This is a genomic window from Bradyrhizobium sp. Cp5.3, assembly GCF_000426265.1.
GTDB classification, from domain to species: domain Bacteria; phylum Pseudomonadota; class Alphaproteobacteria; order Rhizobiales; family Xanthobacteraceae; genus Bradyrhizobium; species Bradyrhizobium neotropicale.
Map to the genome: position 1 here is coordinate 37,498 of NZ_AUFA01000013.1, position 24,792 is coordinate 62,289.

The following is a 24,792-nucleotide window of genomic DNA, read 5'->3' on the forward strand; positions in this document are numbered from 1 at the left end:
CGGAGGATATGGAACGATCGCCTTGAGAGGATACTGCTTATGAATCCGGCCGACGTGGCTCAGTCAGCCCTTCCGGTTGCTGCCTCCGCCGACGTGTCGCTGATCGCGCTGTTCTGGCAGGCTCACTGGATCGTGAAAGGGGTCATGCTGGGCCTTCTGTCCTGCTCGGTATGGGTCTGGGCGATCGCCATCGACAAGATCTTCCTCTACGCGCGCACCCGCCGCTCGATGGACCGCTTCGAGCAGGCATTCTGGTCCGGCGAGTCGATCGAGGAGCTCTATCGCACGCTGTCGGCCAAGCCGACGCATTCGATGGCGGCCTGCTTCGTCGCGGCGATGCGCGAGTGGAAGCGCTCGTTCGAGAGCCATGCGCGGTCGGTCGCGGGCCTGCAGATGCGCATCGACAAGGTGATGAACGTCTCGATCGCCCGCGAGGTCGAGCGGCTGGAACGCCGGTTGCTGGTGCTGGCGACCGTCGGCTCCGCCGGCCCCTTCGTCGGCCTGTTCGGCACGGTCTGGGGCATCATGTCGAGCTTCCAGTCGATCGCGGCGTCGAAGAATACCTCGCTGGCGGTGGTGGCGCCGGGCATCGCGGAAGCGCTGTTTGCGACCGCAATCGGCCTTATCGCCGCCATTCCTGCCACTATTTTCTACAATAAGTTCACCTCCGAGGTGAACCGGCAGGCCCAGCGGCTCGAGGGCTTTGCGGATGAATTTTCGGCCATCCTGTCGCGTCAGATCGACGAGCGGGGCTAATGGACGGTATAATGACGATCGTGGGCTCTAGATCATGGGCATGAACGTCGCAAGTTCGTCCGGAGGCGGCGGCCGCCGCAGCCGGCGCAAGCCGGTCATGGCCGAAATCAACGTCACGCCGATGGTCGACGTGATGCTGGTGCTGCTCATCATCTTCATGGTGTCGGCGCCGCTGCTCACCGTCGGCGTGCCGCTCGACCTGCCGCAGACCCAGGCCAAGAGCCTCGAGACGAACGACCAGAAGCCGATCCAGCTCTCGGTCGACATCAAGGGCAAGGTGTTCATCAACGACGCCGAGATCGACATCAACGAGCTGGTGCCGAAATTGAAGGCGATCACGGATGCGCGCGGAGGCCTGGAGGAGCGCATCTACATGCGGGCCGACAAGAAGGCGGATTACGGAACGGTGGCCAAGGTGATGGGGCTGTTGTCCGGCGCGGGCTTCAAGAAGCTGGCGCTCGTCACGGAAGTGGACCAGGGGTCGTAAGATCGTGAAGGTGAAGGTCGACAAGACACTCGTTGCGTCGATTGCCCTCCATGTCCTCGTGCTTGGGTGGGGGATGGTCACCTTTTCGTCGCGCTCGATGGAAGCGCCGCCGCCGGAATCGCTGCCGGTCGACATCATCTCCGCCGATCAGCTGTCCAAGATCACGCAGGGCATTAAGACCGGCGACAAGAACCAGCCGAAGCCGATGGTCGAGAAGGTCGCCGAGGCCAAGCCTGTCGAGGAAGCCATAGGCAAGGTGACCGAGAAGAAAGAGATCATCACCTCGTCCGCGCCCGAGCCGCCGCCGAAGCCGGTTGAGAAGCCGGTCGAGAAGAAGCCGGATCCGCCGAAGCCGGTCGCCGAGAACAAGCCGAAGGAAGAGCAGAAGCCGGCCGAGAAGAAGCCCGACCCGGCCAAGGAAGATCCGATCGCCGAAGCCATCAAGAAGCAGGAAGCGAAGAAGCCGACACCGAAGCAGGAGACCAAGCCTGCGCAGGCGCAGGCTCAGCCGCAACCTCCGAAGCCGAAGCAGGAGCGCACCTTCGACCAGACCAAGATCGCGGCCCTGCTCGACAAGCGCGATCCGACCCGGCAGGCGATCACCGGTGCGTCGCTGAACGCCTCGGCTTCGCTCGGGACGACGCGCGGCACGGCCGCGACGCTGTCTCAGTCCGAGCTCGACGCGATGCGCGCGCGGCTTGCCAGCCTGTGGAACGTGCAGCCCGGCATCGAGCATCCCGAAGAGATGTTCGTGACCGTGCGCATCCATCTCGGACCGGATCGACGACTGACGCAACCGCCGCAGGTGGTCTCGACCGGCTCCTCGCCGCGCTATCAGGCCGCGGCTGACGCCGCCGTTCGCGCCGTGTTGCAGGGCCAACCCTACACCATGTTGCGCCAGGAAACCTACGATCAGTGGAAATACATGGACATCGATTTCGATCCCAAGACGATGTTCCGCAGCTAATGTTTGAGAGCCCGCAATGTCCGTGAAGTCTTTTCCCTTGTCGCCTTTGCCGATCGATCGCCGTCAGCTTCTCATCGGAGGCGCCGGTGCCGCCGCGGGGCTGCTGCTTCCTTCGCAGCTATCGGCGCAGACCAAGCTGCAGATCACCGAAGGCAACGTCGCGCCGATGCCGATCGCGATCACCAACTTCGTGGCGGGCTCGCCGTCCGATGGTGAGGTCGGCAATGGCGTCACCCAGGTCATCACCAACAATCTCAAGCGCTCGGGGCTGTTCAATCCGATCGATCAGGCCGCCTTCATCGAGCGCATCTCCAATATCGATGTCGCGCCCCAGTTCCAGAACTGGAAGACGATCAACGCGCAGGCACTCGTCACCGGCCGCATGACGCGTCAGCCGGACGGCCGGCTCAAGGCCGAATTCCGCCTGTGGGACGTGGCCTCGGGCCAGCAGCTCACCGGCCAGCAATATTTCACCTCGCCGGAATATTGGCGCCGCATCGCTCACATCATCTCCGACCAGATCTACGAGCGTCTCACCGGTGACAAGGGCTATTTCGACAGCCGCGTGGTGTTCGTCGACGAGACCGGCGCCAAGGAACGGCGCGTCAAGCGGCTCGCGATCATGGACCAGGATGGCGCCAATGTGCGCTATCTGACCCGCGGCTCGGATCTCGTGCTGACGCCGCGCTTCTCGCCGAACTCGCAGGAAATCACCTACATGGAGTTCGGCCAGGGCGATCCGAAGGTCTATCTCTACAACATCGAGACCGGCCAGCGCGAAATCGTCGGCAACTTCCCCGGCATGACCTTCGCGCCGCGCTTCTCGCCGGACGGCCAGCGCGTCATCATGAGCCTGCAGCAGGGCGGCAACTCCAACCTGTTCGCGATGGATCTGCGCTCGCGCTCGACCACGCGGCTCACCGACACGCCCGCGATCGACACCTCGCCGTCCTATTCGCCCGACGGCACGCGCATCTGCTTCGAGTCCGATCGCGGCGGCAAGCCGCAGATCTACGTGATGGCCGCAGGCGGCGGTCCGGCGCAGCGCATCTCCTTCTCGAAGGACGACATCAACGGCAGCTATTCGACGCCGGTGTGGTCGCCGCGCGGCGATTACATCGCGTTCACCAAGCAGGGCGGCGGCCAGTTCGCGATCGGCATCATGAAGCCTGATGGTTCGGGTGAGCGCATCCTCACCTCCGGCTACCACAATGAGGGGCCGACCTTCGCGCCGAACGGTCGCGTCGTGATGTTCTTCCGCGATCCCGGCGGCAGCGGCGGCCCGTCGCTGTTCACCGTCGACATCTCCGGCCGCAACGAGCAGAAGGTGCCGACGCCGGGCTTCGCGTCCGACCCGGCATGGTCGCCGCTGCTCTCCTCGACGTCGGGCTAGCGGCCCGGTCCTGGTCCGGTCCTGGCACGATCTTGGCGCGCGAACCTGAACGCGCGCCTTTTTCGAAAAACTTTGCGCGATGTTTGCCCGCATCAATCTTTCCTTTAGATTGTGCCCGGTAAAATTTTCCCAGTCCTTTGATTTGATTGATGTATTTCGATCGTCTGACGTTCAGAAACACTCGACTTTAACGATGTTCCCTCAGAAAGACTTCACTCCGGGTCTGTAAAACTGCGTGTCAGACAGGACGCGCGTACAGACCAGATGCAGCTTGCTAGTCAGAGCGGAGAGCCGGACAAGCGACAGCCCTCGCCGACGATCTCGGCAGCGCTGATCGATTCGTTGTACGAGGCTCCTGGTACGGTGCTCACCGGCATCGTCTTCTCCGCCTTCGCTGCAACCTTGACCGCGCTGAAGACGGGACAGACGCTGATCTGGGGATTCGTCCCTCTCCTCATCCTGGCGGGAGCTGTCCGGGCGTTCGATCTACATCGGTACCAGGCCCGAAAATCCGACGTTACCGCCGAACAGGCCGCGCACTGGCAGAGGCGCTATCAGGTCGGAGCGCTGATCCAGGCTGCTGCAATCGGCCTGTGGTGTTCCACCACCCTGTTGAGCAGCGACGACGCCGTCGCCCACATGATCTGTGTTTCCGTCACCACCGGGATCGTGGCGGGTGGCGCGGGCAGGGCCTATGGACGGCAAACGATATTTCGACTGCAGGCCCTGCTGATATTCGGCCCAACCGTGGTCGCCTTGGGGCTGCGCGGCACGCCTTACTACATCGCGATGTCGGTGATATCCGCTGCCTTTCTTCTGGCGGTCGTGCAGCTATCGGCCAATCTGCACAGGATATTCGTGCGAGCGGTCGTGGCGCGCGAGCGCGAGGCGGCGCTCGCCAGCCAATTCGACACGGCACTGAACAACATGCCGCACGGTCTGTGCATGTTCCGCGCCGACGGGCAGCTCGCGGTCATGAATCACAGGTTCGGCGAGATGGTCGATCTGTCCGGCGACCTCGCGCAGAGTGGCGCCGGCGCAGCCGACATCATCGCGGCGTGCGTCAACTCCGCCTCAATCTCGGCGGAGAGCGGCAAGCTGATCCTCAGCGAGATCGCAGATGCGCGGATGAAGGAGATCGTGACCAACGATCCCGATCTCGCGCGCGGACGGACGCTGTCATGGACGCTGCAGCCGATGGCGGACGGCGGCACGGTCGTGCTGCTCGAGGACATCACCGAGCGCAAGAACGCGGAGGCAAGGATCAGCCATCTCGCCCGCTATGACGAGCTCACGGCGCTGCCCAACCGGGTCAGCTTCCGCGACGAGATCGAGCGGCTCCTGGCGATTTCGCAGAATGCCGAGCGCCTCTCCGCGCTGCTCTTCGTCGATCTCGACCAGTTCAAGCAGGTCAACGACACGCTCGGTCATCCCTGCGGCGACCAGCTGCTGTGCGCCGTCGCCAACCGCCTGCGCGAGATGCTGCGGCCGGAGGACTTCGTCGCCCGCTTCGGCGGCGACGAGTTCGTCGTGTTCCAGCAGAACATCCATTCGCCCGAGGACGCCGCGGCGCTTGCCCGCCGCATCGTCGAGCGGCTGAGCGAGCGTTACCGCATCGACAATCACCTGGTCGAGATCGGCGCCAGCGTCGGCATCGCGCTGACCTCGCCGGAGGGCATCAGTGCCGATACGCTGCTGAAGAACGCCGACATGGCGCTCTATCGCGCCAAGGCCGACGGCCGCGGCACCTACTGCTTCTTCCGCGACGAGATGGCGGCGACCGTCGAGGCCCGCCGCATCCTCGAGCTCGACCTGCGCAAGGCGCTCGCCAACGAGGAGTTCGAGCTGTTCTACCAGCCGCTGGTCAATCTGAAGTCCGGCAAGATCACAACCTGCGAGGCGCTCTTGCGCTGGAATCATCCGGTGCGCGGCACGGTCTCGCCGGTCGACATCATTCCCGTCGCCGAGGACATGGGATTGATCGTCGATCTCGGCCGCTGGATCCTGCGCAGGGCCTGCATGGAATGCATGAAGTGGCCCGACGGTGTCAGCGTGGCGGTCAACTTCTCGCCGCAGCAATTCCACCAGCGCGACGTGCTGAGCGAAATCCGCTACGCGCTCGAGGTCTCGGGCCTGCCCGCCCATCGTCTGGAGATCGAGATCACCGAATCCTCGCTGTTGCGCAACACGCAGCTGACCCACGACATCCTGTCGCAGCTGCATGCGCTCGGCGTGCGCATCTCGCTCGACGATTTCGGCACCGGCTATTCCAGCCTCAGCTATCTGCACAATTTCCCGATGCAGAAGGTGAAGATCGACCGCTCGTTCCTCGAGGGCATCGACACGGACCGGCCGCTGACGCTGCTGCGCGGCGTGGCGCGACTGTCCGCCGATCTCGGCATGTCGGTCGTGGTCGAGGGCATCGAGACCAACGAGCAACTCGCGCTGATCAGCGCTGATGGTACGGTGAGCGAAGGGCAGGGCTATCTGTTCAGCCGACCGATCCCGGCGGTGCGGGTCCGCCAGTTGCTCAACGCCTCCCATGGCCGCCGCATGCCCGACGACCAGATCACGCTGGTGTCGTCGCGATCCATCGCCTGATCGTCCCTCGACAGCTCTGAATTGCGTTCAACTCTCGCGCGCACCCGTGTTTTTGCGGGTCGCAAAGCTTAACCTTAACACTTCGAAGGCTTTGCAATTTTGTTAAGGAACTATTAATCTTCCTACACTCGCGGAAGTTGCTGGAGTTGTAGGGGTAAGAGATGAAGTCCGGGGCCGAACCGCATACGGCGCTCCTTCCGCGTGGAGCCGCACTGTTTGACCGCATCGACTACCGGCTCATCGAGACGCCGGAGGACAGAGACAGCCTCTACTTGATGCGCTACCGGGCCTATCTGCATGCCGGGCTGATCCCGCCGGCGGAATCGCAGCGCGTGACAGACCGCTTCGACGATGCGCCCAATGTCTGGAATTTCGGGGTCTATGTTGACGACGAACTCTGCAGTGCCGTCCGGATTCACGTTCTGACGTCCGAATGGCGGATGTCCTACACCACCGAGGTGTTCGGCGATGCCCTCCATCCTCGCCTCGATCGCGGTGAGGTGTTTGTCGATCCGTGCCGGTTCGTTGCCGAACCCGAAATGCAGCAGCGCTTCCCGGAACTACCCTATCTGACCGTGCGGCTGCCCTTCGTGGCATGCGAACATTTCAACGCCGACGTCGGGCTTTCGATGGTGCGCGTCGATCACCAGGCCTTCTATCGCCGCGTGTTCCTGTCGGAGACCCTGACCGAACCGCGTGGGTTTCCGGGCTGGCCCACGAAGAAGGCGGTCTTGATGGCATCCGATTTCCCGAGGACGCGGGAAAGGATTCTGACGCGCTTTCCCATCATGCGGTCCAGCGCCTTCGAGCGGCGCATGCTGTTCGAGCGTTCCGGCGCGCGCCAGGCCGCGCCGCGGCCGGTGCTGGCCACCTCGCGGAACCCCGACGCAGCAGCGACCCTGATCGGTTCCGCCCGTTGAGGCGCAACTCCGGGCTCCTACCTGTTGCCTAAGGGCCAAAGTCCCGGCAAAACCAGCGCTTCCGCCGGCTGAGACGGCTTGCCTTCACCATCGCGCCACATTTACAACCCATTAACCATCGCGGTTGCTTTTCGCCGATTGGGGGCATTCGAACGGCTGTGGCAACGTCCCATCAAGGTTGACGGAACGTTCGCTTAACCAACCCCCTGTAGACCGGACAGCAGTGGACTAACGTGAGCGTGGAGGCTCCGGAATGAAACATCCTATGCGTATCCTCCAGGGATTGAAGCTGGCTGCGGTGCTTGCGGTCGCGCTGTCGATGGGCGCCTGCGCCAACAAGAACCTGGGTGCCGATGCGATGGCCAGCGCGGCGACGCCTGGCAGCCAGCAGGATTTCGTCGTGAACGTGGGCGACCGCGTGTTCTTCGAAAGCGACCAGACCGATCTGACCCCGCAGGCGATCGTGACCCTGGAGAAGCAGGCGCAGTGGCTCCAGACCTATCCGCGCTACACCTTCACCATCGAAGGTCATGCCGACGAGCGCGGCACCCGCGAATACAACATCGCCCTCGGCGCCCGCCGCGCCCAGTCGGTGCGCTCGTTCCTGGCCTCGCGCGGCATCGATCCGAACCGCATGCGCACCATCTCCTACGGCAAGGAGCGTCCGGTGGCTGTCTGTAACGACATCTCCTGCTGGTCGCAGAACCGTCGCGCCGTCACCGTGCTGAACGCGAGTTCCTGACGGCCAGTCAGGCGCTGTTCAGCTTCAGACTTGGACTATGCCGGCGCCCCCCCTCGGGCGCCGGTTTCGTTTGACGGGGCCGGCATAGAAACCCCTTGGTAGCAGTCACAGTTTTGGCGTACTCCCTCTCTCAATGTGTGGCGCGGCGAGAGTTCCGCCGCGCGCCACGTCGCTTTCGTCGTCAGGGCAAAATGTCATCTAAATTCCAGGTCATTACCGGCACCGCGGCGATCGCCACGCTGCTCTCTCTGTGCTCGCCCGTCCTCGCGCAGGAGGATGCCGACGCCGAGATGCGGATCGAGCGGCTGGAGAATCAGCTACGCCAGCTCACCGGCCAGAACGAAGAACTGCAATATCGCAACCGCCAGCTCGAAGAGCGGATCCGGCAGCTCGAGGGCGGTGCGCAAGGCGCGCCCGGACAGGTGCCGGCCCAGCCCAACGTGGCGGCCATGCCGCCCGCCCAGTCCGCGCCGACCTATCGCCAGCAACAGGCAGTCCAGCCCACCCAGCCGGCCTACGAGCCGCAGGGCGGGGCGCCGGCTCCGATCGTTCAGGAAGCGCCGCCCCCTGGGGCGCCGGGGTCCCGCCGCCGCGGCGATGCGTTTGACCCGAACCAGAGCCCGAATGCCCCGGGTGCGCCGCGCGCGCTCGGCGGCGGTCAGCAGCCGATGGCGACGGCTCCGGTCGGCGCGCCCGGCGGCCGCGGCGCCGGCGAGCCGCTGGACCTCGCCAACACCGGCAGCCGCTACCCGCAGCAGCAGGCACCGGCGCCGGCGCAGCAGGGCTATCCAGCACCGGCCGGCGGCGGTCTTACCACCCAGCCGCCCTCGCAATCGCCGCGCGACGAGTTCGACCTCGGCATCGGCTACATGCAGCGCAAGGATTATGCGCTCGCCGAGCAGACCATGAAGAACTTCGCGCAGAAATATCCGAGCGACCCGCTGCTCGGTGACGCCCAGTACTGGCTCGGCGAGAGCTATTTCCAGCGCCAGCAATATCGCGACGCGGCGGAAGCCTTCCTCGCCGTCACCACCAAATACGATAGGTCCGGCAAGGCCCCGGATGCGCTGCTGCGGCTCGGCCAGTCGCTTGCGGCGCTGAAGGAGAAGGAGGCCGCCTGCGCCGCCTTCGGCGAGGTCGGCCGCAAATATCCGCGCGCCTCTGCCGGCGTCAAAGCCGCCGTCGATCGCGAGCAGAAGCGCGTGAAGTGCTAGAGCATGATCCGGAAAAGTGTGAGGCGGTTTTCCCTCGCGACAAACGCGGAACGCGTTTGCGCGGAGATCATGCTCGAACAATAGAATCGCGCCAGTGCGCAGCGTTTGATCCTGACAAGGTGGATGGTGCTGCGCTAGACAGTCTTCCATCCGCTGGCGATTGCTGGGCAGCGTCATGTCAGACGACGACAATTCGCCGATCTCGGCCCGTGCGGCGAAGCTGCTCTTCGCCGACCTGAAGAACGCGCCCGCGCTGGTGCTCGCGGTCTCGGGCGGGCCGGATTCGGTCGCGCTGATGTGGCTTGCAGCGCGCTGGCAACGCAGCCTCGCGCATGGCCCGCGCCTCGTCGCCGTCACCGTCGATCATGGTCTGCGACCGGAAGCGGCGCGCGAGGCGCGCGACGTCAAGCGGCTCGCGACAGTGCTCGAGTTGACGCACCGGACCATGCGCTGGACCGGGCCGAAGCCGAAGACCGGTCTGCCCGCCGCGGCGCGGCAAGCCCGCTACCGCCTGCTTGCGCGGGCCGCTCGTTCGGCCGGCGCGACCCATGTGCTGACCGCGCACACCCGCGATGATCAGGCCGAGACGCTTCTGATGCGTCTGCTCCGCGGGAGCGGAATCGCCGGGCTGTCGGCGATGGCGCGCATCACCGAGCGCGAGGGGATCATGTTGGCGCGTCCGCTGCTCGACATTCCGAAGTCGCAGCTCGTCGCCACGCTGAAACGGGCGAAGATCGGTTTTGCCGATGACCCGAGCAACCGTGACACCGCGTTCACGCGTCCGCGGTTGCGCGCTCTGCTGCCGCAGCTCGCGGCCGAAGGCGGCGATGCCCGGGGTCTTGCGCGGCTCGCAGCGCGGCTGGCCCGGGCCAACGCGGCGGTGGAGGTGCTGACCGACGGCGCCGAACGCTTCCTCAGGCTCAGGGATCGCGGCGATGCGTCGCATGGCCTGCCCGCGCGAAGCTTCGAGGCGTCGGCCTTCGCATCCCTGCCGGAGGAGGTCCGGCTGCGGCTTTTGCTGCGGGCCATCAACGCGCTCGGGCACGAGGGGCCGGCGGAACTCGGCAAGGTTGAAACGCTCATGGCGATGCTTGATCAAGCCATTGCCGGGGACGGCCGTACGCTCGCAAAGGGCCGGCCGCTCCTGAAGCAGACGCTTGCGGGAGCCCTCATCAGCCTCGCCGGGGGACGAATTCATATCGCGCCGGCGCCCGCTCGACGCGCGAGGAACGGATCGAGGGGCGGATCATGACACCGGCTGATCGAGGCACTATCATCAGAGCAACCTTAACCAGGCAGGAAAAACCCCCGATCCGGTGCCATTATTTCAGCGGGAATCGGGCTAAGATGGGATAAATAGTCCCATCTCGTTCCCTTGGCAGCGACCGGGGCGGCACCTAAATTGTATGCGTCTAACCGAGAGGATTCCTTGGGGATTTCCTCGTATTGCCCAAGTAGCTCCTGAAGGATCAGGGCCGCGATCCGCGCGACCACGAAGGAAGATCGATGAACGCCAATCTGCGCAATTTCGCCCTCTGGGTCATCATTGTTTTGCTGCTGTTGGCGTTGTTCACGCTCTTCCAGAATCCGGGCCAGCGGGCGGCCTCCCAGGACATCGCCTTCTCGCAGCTCCTGACTGAGGTCGACAAGGGCAATGTGCGCGACGTCGTGATCCAGGGGCCGGAGATTCACGGCACCTTCACCAACGGCTCGAGCTTCCAGACCTATGCGCCGAACGATCCGACGCTGGTCAAGCGCCTCTATGACAGCAAGGTCCAGATTACCGCGAAGCCGCCGGGCGACAACGTGCCGTGGTTCGTCTCGCTGCTGGTCTCCTGGCTGCCCTTCATCGCGCTGATCGGCGTCTGGATCTTCCTGTCGCGGCAGATGCAGGGCGGCGCCGGCAAGGCGATGGGCTTCGGCAAGTCGCGCGCCAAGATGCTGACCGAGGCGCATGGCCGCGTCACCTTCGAGGACGTCGCCGGCGTCGACGAGGCCAAGCAGGACCTCCAGGAGATCGTCGAATTCCTGCGCGATCCCGGCAAATTCCAGCGGCTCGGCGGCCGCATCCCGCGCGGCGTGCTGTTGGTCGGCCCTCCCGGCACCGGCAAGACGCTGATCGCGCGCGCGGTCGCGGGCGAAGCCAACGTGCCGTTCTTCACCATTTCAGGTTCCGACTTCGTCGAGATGTTCGTCGGCGTCGGTGCTTCCCGCGTCCGTGACATGTTCGAGCAGGCCAAGAAGAACGCGCCCTGCATCATCTTCATCGACGAAATCGACGCGGTCGGTCGTCACCGCGGCGCCGGTCTCGGCGGTGGCAATGACGAGCGCGAGCAGACGCTGAACCAGCTGCTGGTCGAGATGGACGGCTTCGAGGCCAATGAGGGCGTGATCCTGATCGCCGCGACCAACCGTCCCGACGTGCTCGATCCCGCGCTGCTGCGTCCGGGCCGCTTCGACCGCCAGGTCGTGGTGCCCAATCCGGACGTCGTCGGCCGCGAGCAGATCCTCAAGGTTCACGTCCGCAAGGTGCCGCTGGCGCCGGATATCAACCTCAAGACCATCGCGCGCGGCACGCCGGGCTTCTCCGGCGCCGACCTGATGAACCTCGTCAACGAGGCCGCGCTGACCGCCGCCCGCCGCAACAAGCGGATGGTGACGCAGGCCGAGTTCGAGGAGGCCAAGGACAAGGTGATGATGGGCGCCGAGCGCAAGTCGCTCGTCATGACCGAGGAAGAGAAGCTGCTTACGGCCTATCACGAGGGCGGCCACGCCATCGTCGGCCTGAACGTGCCGGCGACCGATCCGATCCACAAGGCGACCATCATTCCGCGCGGCCGTGCCCTGGGCATGGTCATGCAGCTGCCCGAGCGCGACAAGCTGTCGATGTCGCTGGAGCAGATGACCTCGCGCCTCGCCATCATGATGGGCGGCCGTGTCGCCGAAGAGCTGATCTTCGGCCGCGAGAAGGTGACCTCGGGTGCCGCCTCCGACATCGAGCAGGCCACGCGCCTTGCCCGCATGATGGTGACGCGCTGGGGCCTGTCGGAAGAGCTCGGCACGGTCTCCTACGGCGAGAACCAGGACGAGGTCTTCCTGGGGATGTCGGTGTCGCGGACGCAGAACGCTTCTGAGGCGACCGTCCAGAAGATCGACTCCGAGATCAAGCGCCTGGTCGAGGAAGGCTACAAGGAAGCGACCCGCATCCTCACCGAGAAGCATGCCGACCTCGAGGCGCTCGCCAAGGGCCTGCTCGAGTTCGAAACGCTGACCGGCGACGAGATCGTCGACCTGCTCAAGGGCAAGAAGCCGAACCGCGAGTCCGTGCTCGAGCCGACCACGCCGCGCGCTTCCGCCGTGCCGCCGGCCGGCAAGTCGCGCCCGCGGCCCGATCCGGATCCAGGCCTGGAGCCGCAGCCGCAGGCGTAAGGCCTGCGCGCCATGGCCGGCTATTCCGGCAAACCGTTAGTGCAAAAGCTCGGCATCAAGCCGGGCTTTCGCATTTTTGTGGATGGTCTTCCCGTTGCCTATGGCGACATCGTCGGCGAATTGCCTGACGGCGTGCAGATCGCGAGGCAGGCCAAGGCTCCGCTCGAGCTCGTGCATCTCTTTGCGACCGAAGCCAAAGGTCTTGCTGCGAGCTTGCGCCGCTACCGCAAGGCGATTGCGCCCGATGGGATGATCTGGGCGTCATGGCCAAAAAAGACTTCGGGCGTTGCGACTGACGTCACAGAAACGGTGGTGCGCGAGACCGCGCTGGCGAGCGGCCTCGTCGACATCAAGGTCTGCGCCGTTGATGATATCTGGTCCGCCCTGAAGCTGGTGATCCCCGTGAAAGATCGCGCCAAGTAGCACCGGCCCGTAGGGTGGGCAAAGGCGCGCGCCGTGCCCACCATCGCGCAGCGCGTCCGGGACACGAGAGGGAGGCGCGCTATAGCCGCAAACTCCGTCATTGCGAGCGCAGCGAAGCAATCCAGGAATGTATCCGCGGAAAGAGTCTGGATTGCTTCGCTGCGCTCGCAATGACGATGTTGATGCAGTTGCGCTCGCAATGATTTGGTGGCGGTGCGGGCAAAGGCGCTCTTGCACAGTGCCCACCATCCGCGCCGTGCTTGCGATGGTGGGCACGCTTGCGCTTTGCTCACCCTACGATCCCGCGCGATAATGATTGGCGTCTCGCGGCCGCCATGGCATGCTCCCTCCAAACAAAGGTGCGGCTCGACCGCGCAGGACAAAGGGGAGGGGAAGCCGATGCGTCGTGCGACGGCATTGGGCGCGCTTGGCGCCGTTTCGTTCCTGACGTTCTTATGTCCGACATGGACCACCCCATCCATCGCCGCCGACATGCGCGGCATCACCGCAACCGAAATCAGGATCGGCCAGACCATGCCCTATAGCGGACCGGTCTCGGCGTTCGGTGCGCTCGGCAAGGGCGAGGTCGGCTATTTCAGGATGCTGAACGAGAAGGGCGGCATCAACGGCCGCAAGGTCAATCTGATCTCGCTCGACGACAGCTATGCGCCGCCGAAATCGGTCGAGCAGACGCGCAAGCTGGTGGAAAGCGACGAGGTCGCGCTGATCTTCTCCTCGATCGGCACCGCCCACAACACGGCGATCGCGAAATATCTCCAGAGCAAGAATGTGCCGCAGCTCTTCATCGGCTCCGGCGCCTCGAAATTCGCCGACATCGCGCAATATCCGCAGGCGACGATGGGCGTGCAGGCGCCGTTCCGCTACGAGGCGCGGCTCTATGCGCGCTATGCGCTGGCGAAGAATCCCAGCGCGAAATTCGCGGTGATCTCGCAGAACGACGACTATGGCCGCGACTATCTCGCCGGCCTCAAGGACGTGCTCGGCGACAAATACGACACCGTCGTCACCAGCGCGACCTACGAGATCCAGGACCCGACCATCGATTCGCAGATCGTGAAGCTGAAGGCGTCAGGCGCGGACGTGTTCGTGATCGCGGCGACGCCGAAATTCGCGGCGCAGGCGATCCGCAAATCCTTCGAGATCGGCTGGCGGCCGATGACGTTTCTGTCCAACGTCGCGGTGTGGGTCTCGACCGTGATGGAGCCCGCGGGACTGGAAGCCGGCACCGGCATTCTCTCCACCGCCTATGTGAAGGACCCCGACGATCCTGCCTGGAAGGACGATCCGGGCGTCAAGGGCTGGCGCGAGTTCATGACAAAGTACGTGCCGGAGGCCGACCAGCACGACACCAATTACGTCAACTCCTACAACAGCGCGATGGCGCTGGAGGCGGTGCTGAAAGCCTGCGGCGATGATCTGTCGACCGAGAACATCCTCAAGCAGGCCTACGCGATCCACGACCTCGAGCTGCCGATGCTGCTGCCGGGCATCAAGGTCAACACCAGCCCAACCGATCACGTCCCGGTCGACCAGATGCAGTTCATGCGCTTCAACGGCAAGAGCTGGGAGCGTTTTGGCGAGCTGCAGACGGGAAATTGATTTAGCGAGGCGGCTTGGGGCACAAGCAGTCTAGCCGCACCCAGATGCTTTATTTCTCTCGCCGAAGGGCTTTCCAAGCCAAAAGAGCGGCTGCGAAAATTGAAATGGCGCAAAAGCCAAGAGCTCCCAATGTGCGGAGATCGGGACGCGGCTCGTTGATCCACACAAGCGCGGCCAGGCAGAGGAATGCCGGGACGGCGCAAGCTTGCGTAGCGATATATTGCTTCCGTAATGCCAACGGTGCGCGAGGACCCCAGATGAATTCATCGACCTCGAACCTACGAGAAAAGGTGTCCACCGGCTCGCAGGGTTGTGACTTGGCCAACTCCGCCATCACGGACGTAAAACCCCACCCGGCAACGCCGAGGAGTGCAAAGGCGAGCATGCACAAAAAGAGCGACATTCAGCTTCCATAGCATCTGCGTGATGAGCCTGAACGGCCGCTTGGAAGCGGGCATCTCATTTTACGTGTACGCGCCGCAGAGCTGCGTCCTCACTTCGACGGCGTCGCGGTCGTCCCGTCCGTGGTGTCCCGCACATGGACCACGGCAATTTTGTCCGCGTAGAGCCGCTTCCAGCCCTTGATGTGATCAAGCACCTGGGCGGCCGGGGCGTCCGCAACCATGAGCGTGGCGTCGATCTTGTATTCGTCGAGCAGCCGCGTCAGGTTGTCGAGCTTCTTGACCTCCACCGCCTTGAAGAAGTCCATCACGAACTTCTCGCCATAGAGCTCGGCGCGGCCGTCGACGAACACCGGAATGTCGCGCGAGATCAAATAGCCGCCGAACTGGTAGGCGTTGAAGATGCGCTGTGCCTTGCGCTGTTCGAGCTGGTCGACGGCGGCAACCGGCGTCTGCTCCATCGTGAAGCTGAAGCGATGGTGCGACAAGTAGATCGATGTCGAGGTCCAGGCGGCACCGACGATCATCAGCGCGCCGAGCGCAGTGACATAGCGGGCTGGCCAGCTCTCGCCGCCCGTCGCGTCCAGCTCGGGCCGCGGTGATTGTTCGCCGAGCGGCTTGGCCAGCACCAGCGGCACCAGGAAGGCAAAGGCCTCGATGCTCCTGACATGGGTCAGTCCCATCCAGGTCAGCAGCAGGATCAGGAGAATGCGCGGTGGGGAAAGCGTGAGGCCACGGAAAAGGCCGATCGCGATCAGGCCGAACAGCGCGCCCTCGAACGCGGTGAAGGAAGCGAAATTCGCCGGCATCCATTCCGAGATGACCGAGAGCAGTTCGCCGAGATTGAGGATGTTCGTCGCGCCAAGCAGCGTTCGCCAGCCATAGGGCGTGACGCAAGCCGCTCCCATCGCGGCGACACCGAACAGGAACCAGCGCAGCAGCAGCCGGACCTGCTTGCCGGACTCCATGCCCCAGATCGCCACGAGCGCCGTCGGGCCGATCAGCGCGAGGCCCAGCACGAAGCCGCCATGCAGGTTCGACCACAGCGACATCAGCGGCAGCCAGTACCAGGACGGTGTGCCTCTGCGATCGGCCGCCGCCATCAGCATGCCGACCCACGCGATCATGACGGGCAGCGCCAGGATGTGCGGGCGGGCCAGAATGTGATGCAGCGACAGCACGACCGCGAGCATCGCGAACAGCACGGAGCGTGGAATCTCGAGATGTGCGTCGAGCAGATAGACGAAGATCGCCGCCGACAGCGCCACCGCAAGCGCAGTGAGGATCACCGGACCGGCCCAGTCCCACTGCGCGTAGGACAGCGCGAACATCACCTGCGACAGCCACGACGTCGAGATCCAGGGCTCACCTGGCCGTGTGAAGGAATAGAAATCGGTATAGGGCATCGCCTGATGATCGAGGATCCACTGCCCGATCTTGATCTGCCAGAACGAGTCGGAGTCCTGCAGCAGCGTGTCGCCGACATAAAGGAAGAAGAGATAGGCGCCGGCGCCGACGCACAGCGGCACCAGCGCTCGCGCGCGGCCGTGGACCGCAATGCTGTTGGTGAAGGAGAGGGACATGCCGCCTTGACGTCCTGCCTGTTCTTTCCGGTTGGCCGGGCGGCATTGGACCATGGCGGTCATAACTTCGGGTAAATCGGCGCACGCAGCGCGGTTTCAAATCCCTACTATTTAACCGATCGTTTTCAATTTCGATTTACCATCGGCGAATACACGCAAACCGCCCCGTCTTTACGCGGTCGAGTTAACTGCGGCGCAATCCTTTGCATTTACAGTCGGTTCCATGGTCAGGCGGCGCTGGGAAGCCAAGAGACCAGACCAGTTGTAGCCTCGTGTACTCTTTGGAGCAGTCTATGAAGAACCTCGTTGCGCGCTTCGTGAAGGATGAATCCGGCGCCACCGCTATTGAGTACGGTCTGATCGCTGCCGGCATCGCGCTGGCAATCATCACCGTCGTCAATAGCCTCGGTACTACGCTGAACGCCAAGTTCGGCTCGATCTCGTCCAGCCTCAAGTAAGGCCAGACGAACTGGAATCAAAAGAGCCCCGTCCTGGACGGGGCTCTTTTCTTTTGGGCGGTGATTTAGTGGGCAAAGCGAAGCGTGCCCACCATTGAAAAATTTTGAACTGCGAGAATGCTGGTGGGCACGGCGCTACGCGCCTTTGCCGACCCTACGGTAGCTCTAGCCGAGGCCTGGCTGCCAGGCGGGTGACGCGTCCTTCGCAACGTCGTCCGACGCGCGGCTCATCCATGAGAGATAGCATCTTGCGGCCCAAATCGACGCCGCGGCGAGTGCAATGCCCCCGATGACATCGATCATGTAGTGCGCGCCGATCACCGGCGTCGCGGCGATCATCAAGAGGTTGAGCGCGGCGGCGATGCCGCCGATGCCGCGCACCGGCCACAGCGCCCACATGTAGAGCACGGCTGAGGCGGCGTGAAAGCTCGGGAACGAGACGATGCCGGAGAGCTTGAACAGTTTGAGCTCGTGCAGGCTTCCGTCGCGCAAGGCGAGGATGTCGCGCAGCTGCCCGGCATAGATCGCGGTGTTGATGTCGGGGAAGTGGGCCGCCGGCAATTGCAATCCGTAATAGGTGCCGATCGCCGGGACGACGGCCGAGATCGCGATGGTGATCGCGAGCGCGAGGCTCATCGCGAGCATGAACAGTTGTAGGCGCACATAGCGCGCCGTCAGCGCCAGCACGATGGGGATGGCGAGCAGCGGCCATTTGATCAGTCCGTAGCCGCGCGACAGGACGTCGGCGAGCCACGGATGGTCGTTGACATAGCGGGCGATCGGTTCGGGATCCATGCCAAGCGCGCGATCGATCGCAAGCAGCGCGTGGTCCTGCAGCGGCCAGCCCATCTTGCCCGCGACAAAGCTCAGCGGGCCCACGATGGCGCAGGTGAGAATGATCTGACCGATCGTGCCGAGCGAGAACACCAGCTTTGGATCGGCGCGCTCGCCTTTGGTCATCTGATGAAGATAGGTAACGGCGAGCAGTACGGCTGCGATCGCCAGCGTCACGCCGTAGGCGATCGGCTCGAGCCGAAGCCCCGTGAAGGCGAGGCCGAGCGCCAGCAGGCTGCCCATGGCTGCGATGGGAAGCCAGTTCACGTGGAAGAGCTGCCAGGCGGTTCGGGCGTCCGTATCGATCATGCTGCACCGAAATTGATGCCGTACAATCGCGGGCCCGCTTTAAGATGGCGGTAAGAATTGTAGTCAGCCATTCGCCAAGAGATTCGCTGCAGTTTTAGACGTCCAAGAGATGGTCCAGCGGAACGTCCAAACCGCGTTGCGTGGATTGCGGCTCCGCGCATTTGCTTCTTGTCATTCGCTCTGAATAGTTGTTCAGTTCTTGGGGGCGATTTGCAGCGAAATTGGTGACGAAGCGTTCGGGCGCAGGGCATGCGGTCGGCGTGGGTGGGACAGGAAGCGCGCCATGGTTTATCGGCGGACGCATCAAGTGGTTAAGCGCCTTGCGGCCCGGCGCAGCGCCATTCTCGCGGCGGCGCGCGAGGCGGCGGCGGAAGGCGGGATGGCGGCGGTGCAGATCGCGCCGGTCGCGGTTCGGGCCAATGTCGCGGCCGGAACCGTCTATCGCTACTTCCCCTCCAAGGCTGACCTGATCTCCGAATTGATCGCCGAGGTCTCCCGCGACGAGCTCGCGGCGATCCGCCGGGCGGCCGATGCCGCGCCGGGCCCGTCCTCGGCGCTGGCGGCCGCCGTCACCACGGTCGCCGTCCACACCCTGTCCCAGCGCCGACTGGCCTGGGGCATCCTGGCCGAGCCGGTCGACGTCGATGTCAGCGCCTCCAGACTTGCCAGCCGGCGCGAGATCGCGGGCGAGATAGCCGCCCGGATCGAGGCCGCGGTGCGCGCCGGCCACCTGCCGGCCCAGGACACCGCGCTTGCCGCGACCGCGCTGCTCGGCGCGCTGCATGAGGCGCTGGTCGGGCCGCTCGCCCCCGACAATCTCGAAGATCCCGCAAAGATGCGCGATGCCGTGCAGACCGTGACGCTGCTCGCGCTGCGCGCCGTCGGCGTCATGGACGCCCGCGCCCGTGGCCTCGTGGTGCAGCAGACGCTGCTACCGACCGCAAAGGCGCTGGTAGGGGCTTAAGGCCGGCGCCCGATCGAAGCGGCATGGGACCTCATCGCGTTTAAGCTGCTGTCCGAGAGTGAGTTTTCGAAAGACCGCCGCACGCCGATGGTGGCGCCATGCCGCCCTCGTGAGATGCGCAAGGCATCATGCCGGGCCGTCACCGGCTACTTTGCATGGGGTTGTTTTCGATATTTTTTGCGGCGCGATCAGGCCAGCATCGTCGGATGCGCCGCAATCCCCGGATTCCGGGTTCGCCCGCGAATGCGCGAGCGCCCCGGAATTACGGGAGCCTCACATATTCGCGTCGCCCTCGGGGCCGACGGAGGCGATGCGCACCATGTTGGTGGTGCCGGGAATGCCGAGCGGCACGCCGGCGACGATGATCACGCGCTGGCCGGCGCGGACGAACCCATCCCGAAACGCGATCTGGCCGGCGCGGCTCACCATGTCGTCCTGGTCGCGCGCATCCTCGGCGACCACACAGTGCACGCCCCAGACCACCGCGAGCCGGCGGCCGGCCGTGATGTTCGGCGTGATCGCCACGATCGGCGGCTTCGGCCGTTCGCGCGCGACGCGGACGGCGGTCGAACCTGAGCTGGTCCAGCAGATCAGGGCCGGCAGGTCGAGCGTTTCGGCGATCTGCCGCGCGGCATCCGCGATGGCATCGCCCGCGGTGGATTCAGGTGCGGGCCGCTGTGCCGCGACCATGGAATGATAGGTCGGGTCGCGTTCGACCTCCTCGCCGATGCGGTTCATGGTCGAGACCGCCTCGACCGGGAATTTTCCGGCGGCAGATTCCGCCGACAGCATGATGGCGTCGGCGCCTTCATAGACGGCGGTGGCGACGTCCGAGACCTCGGCGCGGGTCGGCACCGGTGCCTGGATCATCGATTCCAGCATCTGCGTGGCGATCACCACCGGCTTGCCGGCGCGGCGCGCCATGCGCGTCATCTGCTTCTGCAGGCTCGGCACGCGCTCCAGCGGCAGCTCGACGCCGAGGTCGCCGCGCGCCACCATCAGCGCGTCGGAGGCCTCGATGATGTCGGCGAGGCGATCGATCGCCTGCGGCTTCTCGATCTTGGCCATCACGGCGGCGCGGCCGCGGATCATCTTCTTGGCCTCGATCACGTCGTCGGCGCGCTGCACGAAGGACAGCGCGATCCAGTCGACGCCGGTCGTCAGCGCCGCCTCGAGGTCGGCGCGGTCCTTCTGGGTCATCGCCGAGACCGCCAGGTCCGTATCCGGCAGGCTGACGCCCTTGCGGTCCGACATCTTGCCGCCGACCACGACACGCGTCACTGCATGCTCTTTCGAGGTTTCCTCCGCGATCAGCCGCACCTTGCCGTCATCGAGCAGGAGCGCATGGCCCGGCCGCAAGGCGGCGAGAATCTCCGGATGCGGGAGATGGACGCGCGTGGAATCGCCTGGTGCCTTGTCGGAATCGAGGGTGAAGGTCTGGCCGTTCTGGAGCTGGACCGAGCCCTCGGCGAAGGCGCCGAGCCTGAGCTTCGGCCCCTGGAGGTCGACCAGGATGCCGATCGGCCGGCCGTAGCTGCTCTCGACGTTGCGGATGGTCGCCACCAGCTCCCGCATCTTGTCATGCGGGGTGTGGCTCATATTGATCCGGAAAAGGTCGGCGCCGGCCTCGAACAGGCGGCGGATCATCGCGAGGTCTGAAGAGGCAGGTCCCAGGGTCGCGAGAATCTTGATACGGCGAAGACGCCTCATGGCTTATTCCCAGGCGGGGGAGGGGCGCCTGGCGGGAGGCCAGGCGAGGGCGGGGGCGTAGCACCCGGCGGGCTATTGGGCAAACCCGGAACGCCGCCCGGGCCAACCGGGCCCGGCAGGCCGGGTACCCGCTGCTGCGAGGGCTGCTCGTTGGCGTCGGTGAGCTGCACGGTCCAGGCCCGCTGCTCGCCGGTGTCGACCTCGAAGAAGCCGGTCCGGTCGTAGCCGCGCGCAAGGCAGTCCTCGGTGCCGCGGATGGTGAATTCCTTGTCGCGCGAGCACATGAAGGCCTGCCCGGACCATTCGCCGCCGCGGTCGTAGTCGATCGCGTAGATGTAATAGTAGCGGGCAACCAGCGTGCCCCTGAGCAGCGTCTCGCAGGAGCGGGACGAGATGTTCCACCAGCCCTCGGTGGTCCAGCCGTCGGCGTCCTTGTAGCCCAGCGCGATGCCGACCCGGCTCGAGGTGTTGTTGCAGAGGCGGAAGTCGGCCGATGCCGGGCCATTCCAGAGGCACAGCAGGGCGACCACCAGCACCGGGACCAACCGGGCAAGCAGGCGAAGGGGTGAGCGGGGAGATTCGGCGATCATTGTCGCGGAAGCTATATCAGATGGTTGACGATTTCGCGTAGAGGGACCGGAACTGCCGGACCGCCCCCGATGGCCGGTTTGCGCCGCGATATGGCAAAATCTGTGACAGGACCCCACCTGATCCCGTAAGGGTGAGCCAATCACCGGGGTGAGAGCCAATCGGGGCAGGGTAAGAGATCCAGCTATGGCAATCGACGACAAAACCAGAACAGAGCTCGAGGCGGCAGCGTTCCGGCGCCTGGTCGAGCATTTGCGGACGCGGACCGACGTCCAGAACATCGATCTGATGAACCTCGCGGGCTTCTGCCGCAATTGCCTGTCCAACTGGCTCAAGGATGCGGCCGACGCGCAAGGGGTCGCCTTAAGCAAGGATGAGAGCCGCGAGGCCGTCTACGGCATGCCCTACGAGACCTGGAAGACGAAATATCAGGGCACGGCCACGCCAGAGCAGCTCGAAGCGATGAAGAAGGTCCATCCCGGTCATTAAGACCGTCCAGGCTTCGGCGTCGACGCGTGCGGCCTGAGTCGCGCGGCAAGCACAACGGCTTTCTTGTCCTTGTGCAGGAAGATGTGGGCGCGCTGTGGACGATTGCGTTGTTGCCTTGAACGCGAGGGCCGCCAACCCTAAGGGTCAAGCAGCACGCGCGGTGACGATGCCGGCGTCACCTCGTTTTGCCAGTTCCATTGGGAGTACAAGATGGCCACCTCCGCCGCCGTCCGCGACGACGAACCCGCGACGAAATTTGCCAAGGACCAGCTCAAATCCATCATCGAGCGCATCGAGCGGCTGGAGGAAGAGAAAAAGGCGATCTCCGACGACATCCGCGACGTCTATGCCGAGAGCAAGGGCAACGGCTACGACGTGAAGGCGCTGCGCACCATCGTGCGCCTGCGCAAGCAGGATCCCAACGAGCGCGCCGAGGCCGAGACGATCCTCGAAACCTACATGCAGGCGCTGGGGATGCTCTGAGGGCTGGCTGTCGTCCTGGCGAAAGCCAGGATGGTGGATTCCCTATAGCCACGCAGTTATTCTGTCGTCCCGCGAGACTGACATCGCGCTTCATTGATAGATTCCGCGGTTAGGTCCTGGCTTGCGCCAGGACGACGCCTGAGCTTTGGGCCGGGGAGAGATATCGTGACTGCGCCGCCGCTGCCGCGCGAGGTGGGCCGTGCCTTCGACGCCTTTCCGGCGCCGATCAGCAGGCGGCTGCTCCAGGTGCGCGCGCTGATCTTTGCGACCGCCGCGGCGCATGAAGAGGTCGGCCGGTTGACCGAGGCGCTGAAATGGGGCGAGCCGGCCTATCTCACCGAGGAGACGGGCAGCGGCAGCACGATCCGTCTCGGGCGCGTGAAAGACTCAGAGCTCGCCGCCATCCTGTTCAACTGCAGGACGACGCTGGTCGACACGTTTCGTGAACGGTTTGCGGAGCATTTCGAATATCGGCAGACCCGGGCGTTGTTGTTGCCCGTCTCGGGCGCGCTGCCGAAGCAACCTTTATCGATCTGCTTGTCGCTGGCGCTGACGTATCATCTGGATCGGCGGGGCAGGAAAGCGCGATAGCAGTTGCGCCTCAGCGCAGCGCGGCGGTGCGCATGACGAAGGACGTCATATCGAGCTTCGCGGTGGCGCTACCAGAAAAACTGTCGCAGGACATTCCCAGCATCGGATCATCGGTGAAGCCCATCGCGATCACGGCCTGCGGCTTGATGAAGTAGGCGCGCATCGCGGCCATGTCGATCTCGCCCATCAGCGTCACCGACATTGCGCGGCTAGCGCTCGGCGACAGCATCACGATCTTGAGCCAGAGGCTCTCGCCCTTGGCCGCGGAGAGGCGGCTCGAGGTCGCGACCGCGCCCTGGGCGCCCTTGGCCACGACCGTGTTGATTTCAGTCGCCTGCGCGAGGTTGCGGGAGGCCGGGCGGCTCGTGCGCGGGATAGGCGCCGAGGCGGCAACGACGTTGGCGCGGTCGACCGGGGAGGCGGCGGCCGGCGCATAGGCCAGTGCCTGATAGGCGGCTGAGGAGACGCTCGCGGTCGGCTGCGGGTCGGTCGCGGCGGCGAGCGCCTGGCGCGCCTTCAGCGCGGCGACCTGGGCCGGGGTCGCCTGTTGCGGCGTCGCCGGAATATCCCAGAAGCCGCGGGCATTGATGATGTCGGCCGGTGTTTCGGGCTTGTCAGCTGGCTTGGCGTCAGCCGGTTTGTCGGCGACCGGTGCAGGCTTCGGCTTCGGCGGCGCAACGGCCTGCACATCGGCCGAGGCGAGCTGGAGCGCTGCGGGCACCTGCGGCTTGGCGCGAGGCGTCGGCACCGGATCGGCCGGCTTCGCCGCGGCGGCGACCACGGTCGGGGCCGCCGGCTTCCCGCTCGCAACGGGCGCGCCCTCGTCATCCTCCTCGCTGCTGCTCGGAGCGGACTTGCTCCTGAACAGGGCGGCAAAGAAGTTCGGCTTGCTCGCGGCGTCATCGCCGCTGCCGCGCCGCTCGATGTCGGCCTTGGCGAGCTCATAACCCTTCAGCGGCACGCCGTCGGTCGGAACGTGGACCGTGCGGCCGTCGGGGAAGACGCGCGCGAGCTGATCATGCGTCATGCGCGGCCAGTGCCGGATGCTGCCGGTGTCGAGATGCACGAAGGGCGAGCCGGAGGTCGGATAGAAGCCGACGCCGCCGCGCTGCAGGCGTAGGCCGGCGAAGCGGATCTGCTCCAGCGGCACGCCCGGAACGTAGAAATCCATCGCATGTCCCAGCATGTGCTGGCTGAAGCGCGCGACGCCCGAGGAGCGGCGGCGGAGCATGGCGTTGGTGGCGGGGGAGCGGTAGGAGGAGATGATCTGGATCGGCTGCTTGGCGTCGACGTCGCGATAGACTTCCCAGAGGATGTCGAAGAGGTGACGGTCCATGACCGTCTCGTCCTGGGTACGCCAGTCGCGCAGGAAGTGGTTGAGCTGCTTCAGCGCCGCTTCGTCATAGCGTCCGTCGCGCTTGAAGGTGACGGTGAGATCTTCGCCGGAATGGGTGTGGTGGAAGGAGAGCGTGTGGGTCTCGTTCAGTGCCGCGGCGTCATGCACCGAGCCGGCGGCGGCAAGCAGCACCAGCGCGGCGAGGCCGATCCTGGATCCGGCCTTCAACCCCGCATGGGACAACGACACCGCAGAAATTTTGCGTGCGAAACCAGCCAGCACGTATGAGCCCACCCAGTCGACGAGCGTTCAAAATGGACTCTCCCGCCAACCCCGCTAGCGCGCGAAAGAGGATGAACGCTTTCTTAAAGCGAGAAGGTTAATTCGAGGTGTACCTTCCCGCCCCCAAACCAAGTCACAATACAAACCTAAACGGTTGACTGTGGCGAAAAAACGCCCGCTGCCCGGCCTCGGGCGAGAGAATGGTTAACGTT

At 64.8% G+C, this 24,792-nt stretch carries 23 protein-coding genes; 17 read left to right on the forward strand and 6 right to left on the reverse strand.

Annotation, left to right across the window (positions count from 1 at the left end; genetic code table 11):
• Positions 1-39: 39 nt before the first annotated feature.
• The 12 genes from tolQ to K289_RS0120375 all read left to right on the forward strand — a co-directional run bounded on the left by tolQ (position 40) and on the right by K289_RS0120375 (position 14,552).
• Entirely contained in the window at positions 40-756 is a 717-nt protein-coding gene (gene tolQ, locus K289_RS0120315; protein ID WP_027553212.1) for a protein TolQ, read from the forward strand.
• Positions 757-790: 34 nt separating this feature from the next.
• Positions 791-1,243, forward strand: coding sequence for a protein TolR (gene tolR, locus K289_RS0120320; protein ID WP_027553213.1), 453 nt, complete (start codon positions 791-793; stop codon positions 1,241-1,243).
• A 10-nt stretch (positions 1,244-1,253) separates the two neighbouring features.
• Positions 1,254-2,210: a cell envelope integrity protein TolA gene (locus K289_RS0120325; protein ID WP_027553214.1), complete on the forward strand. Its 957-nt coding sequence runs from the start codon at positions 1,254-1,256 to the stop codon at positions 2,208-2,210.
• A 16-nt stretch (positions 2,211-2,226) separates the two neighbouring features.
• A complete protein-coding gene (gene tolB, locus K289_RS0120330; protein WP_027553215.1) occupies positions 2,227-3,603 on the forward strand; it encodes a Tol-Pal system beta propeller repeat protein TolB in 1,377 nt (458 codons plus the stop codon).
• 264 nt (positions 3,604-3,867) lie between these two features.
• Complete coding sequence (locus tag K289_RS0120335; protein WP_027553216.1) at positions 3,868-6,204, forward strand: bifunctional diguanylate cyclase/phosphodiesterase; 2,337 nt, start codon at positions 3,868-3,870, stop codon at positions 6,202-6,204.
• Positions 6,205-6,365: 161 nt separating this feature from the next.
• A complete protein-coding gene (locus K289_RS0120340; protein ID WP_027553217.1) occupies positions 6,366-7,124 on the forward strand; it encodes a hypothetical protein in 759 nt (252 codons plus the stop codon).
• 253 nt (positions 7,125-7,377) lie between these two features.
• Positions 7,378-7,866 (forward strand): peptidoglycan-associated lipoprotein Pal, encoded by a 489-nt coding sequence (gene pal / locus K289_RS0120345; protein ID WP_027553218.1) that lies wholly within the window; start codon positions 7,378-7,380, stop codon positions 7,864-7,866.
• A 191-nt stretch (positions 7,867-8,057) separates the two neighbouring features.
• Entirely contained in the window at positions 8,058-9,080 is a 1,023-nt protein-coding gene (gene ybgF, locus K289_RS0120350) for a tol-pal system protein YbgF (protein WP_027553219.1), read from the forward strand.
• A 175-nt stretch (positions 9,081-9,255) separates the two neighbouring features.
• On the forward strand, positions 9,256-10,332 hold the full coding sequence (tilS, locus tag K289_RS0120355; RefSeq protein WP_027553220.1) for a tRNA lysidine(34) synthetase TilS: 1,077 nt from the start codon (positions 9,256-9,258) through the stop codon (positions 10,330-10,332).
• 254 nt (positions 10,333-10,586) lie between these two features.
• Positions 10,587-12,509, forward strand: coding sequence for an ATP-dependent zinc metalloprotease FtsH (gene ftsH, locus K289_RS0120365; protein WP_027553222.1), 1,923 nt, complete (start codon positions 10,587-10,589; stop codon positions 12,507-12,509).
• A gap of 12 nt (positions 12,510-12,521) precedes the next feature.
• Positions 12,522-12,932, forward strand: coding sequence for a DUF3052 family protein (locus K289_RS0120370; RefSeq protein WP_027553223.1), 411 nt, complete (start codon positions 12,522-12,524; stop codon positions 12,930-12,932).
• Between the two features lie 399 nt (positions 12,933-13,331).
• Positions 13,332-14,552: an ABC transporter substrate-binding protein gene (locus tag K289_RS0120375; protein ID WP_027553224.1), complete on the forward strand. Its 1,221-nt coding sequence runs from the start codon at positions 13,332-13,334 to the stop codon at positions 14,550-14,552.
• A gap of 49 nt (positions 14,553-14,601) precedes the next feature.
• Here K289_RS0120375 and K289_RS0120380 read toward each other — a convergent pair whose 3' ends face one another.
• Together K289_RS0120380 and K289_RS0120385 are read right to left on the reverse strand one after the other, a co-directional pair.
• The gene (locus K289_RS0120380) at positions 14,602-14,955 is read right to left on the reverse strand and encodes a hypothetical protein (protein WP_035685313.1); all 354 of its coding nucleotides are present in this window, start codon (positions 14,953-14,955) and stop codon (positions 14,602-14,604) included.
• A 90-nt stretch (positions 14,956-15,045) separates the two neighbouring features.
• Positions 15,046-16,536 carry a hypothetical protein gene (locus K289_RS0120385; protein ID WP_027553226.1) on the reverse strand — a complete coding sequence of 497 codons (1,491 nt, stop codon included), beginning with the start codon at positions 16,534-16,536 and terminating at the stop codon, positions 15,046-15,048.
• A gap of 293 nt (positions 16,537-16,829) precedes the next feature.
• On the opposite strand from K289_RS0120385, the gene K289_RS0120390 reads away from it, so the two are divergent.
• Positions 16,830-16,994 carry a Flp family type IVb pilin gene (locus K289_RS0120390; protein WP_027553227.1) on the forward strand — a complete coding sequence of 55 codons (165 nt, stop codon included), beginning with the start codon at positions 16,830-16,832 and terminating at the stop codon, positions 16,992-16,994.
• Between the two features lie 165 nt (positions 16,995-17,159).
• Here K289_RS0120390 and K289_RS0120395 read toward each other — a convergent pair whose 3' ends face one another.
• Positions 17,160-18,137, reverse strand: a complete 978-nt coding sequence (locus K289_RS0120395; protein WP_027553228.1) for a phosphatase PAP2 family protein — start codon at positions 18,135-18,137, stop codon at positions 17,160-17,162.
• A 283-nt stretch (positions 18,138-18,420) separates the two neighbouring features.
• Here K289_RS0120395 and K289_RS0120400 point away from each other — a divergent pair, with 283 nt between their 5' ends.
• Complete coding sequence (locus K289_RS0120400; protein ID WP_027553229.1) at positions 18,421-19,101, forward strand: TetR/AcrR family transcriptional regulator; 681 nt, start codon at positions 18,421-18,423, stop codon at positions 19,099-19,101.
• Between the two features lie 273 nt (positions 19,102-19,374).
• Here K289_RS0120400 and pyk read toward each other — a convergent pair whose 3' ends face one another.
• Together pyk and K289_RS0120410 are read right to left on the reverse strand one after the other, a co-directional pair.
• Entirely contained in the window at positions 19,375-20,811 is a 1,437-nt protein-coding gene (gene pyk, locus K289_RS0120405) for a pyruvate kinase (RefSeq protein WP_027553230.1), read from the reverse strand.
• Positions 20,808-21,401 (reverse strand): DUF1036 domain-containing protein, encoded by a 594-nt coding sequence (locus tag K289_RS0120410; protein WP_027553231.1) that lies wholly within the window; start codon positions 21,399-21,401, stop codon positions 20,808-20,810. The genes pyk and K289_RS0120410 overlap by 4 nt, the downstream gene beginning before the upstream one ends.
• A 184-nt stretch (positions 21,402-21,585) precedes the next feature.
• Between K289_RS0120410 and K289_RS0120415 the strand changes: the two genes are divergently transcribed.
• From K289_RS0120415 to K289_RS0120425, 3 genes are all read left to right on the forward strand, one after another.
• Positions 21,586-21,888 carry a DUF1244 domain-containing protein gene (locus K289_RS0120415; protein WP_027553232.1) on the forward strand — a complete coding sequence of 101 codons (303 nt, stop codon included), beginning with the start codon at positions 21,586-21,588 and terminating at the stop codon, positions 21,886-21,888.
• A 210-nt stretch (positions 21,889-22,098) separates the two neighbouring features.
• Complete coding sequence (locus K289_RS0120420; RefSeq protein WP_018641571.1) at positions 22,099-22,371, forward strand: DUF2312 domain-containing protein; 273 nt, start codon at positions 22,099-22,101, stop codon at positions 22,369-22,371.
• A gap of 165 nt (positions 22,372-22,536) precedes the next feature.
• Positions 22,537-22,962 (forward strand): hypothetical protein, encoded by a 426-nt coding sequence (locus K289_RS0120425; RefSeq protein ID WP_027553233.1) that lies wholly within the window; start codon positions 22,537-22,539, stop codon positions 22,960-22,962.
• Between the two features lie 10 nt (positions 22,963-22,972).
• Here the strand turns inward: K289_RS0120425 and K289_RS0120430 are convergent, their stop codons facing one another.
• Complete coding sequence (locus K289_RS0120430; RefSeq protein ID WP_027553234.1) at positions 22,973-24,592, reverse strand: DUF882 domain-containing protein; 1,620 nt, start codon at positions 24,590-24,592, stop codon at positions 22,973-22,975.
• Positions 24,593-24,792 lie beyond the last annotated feature (200 nt).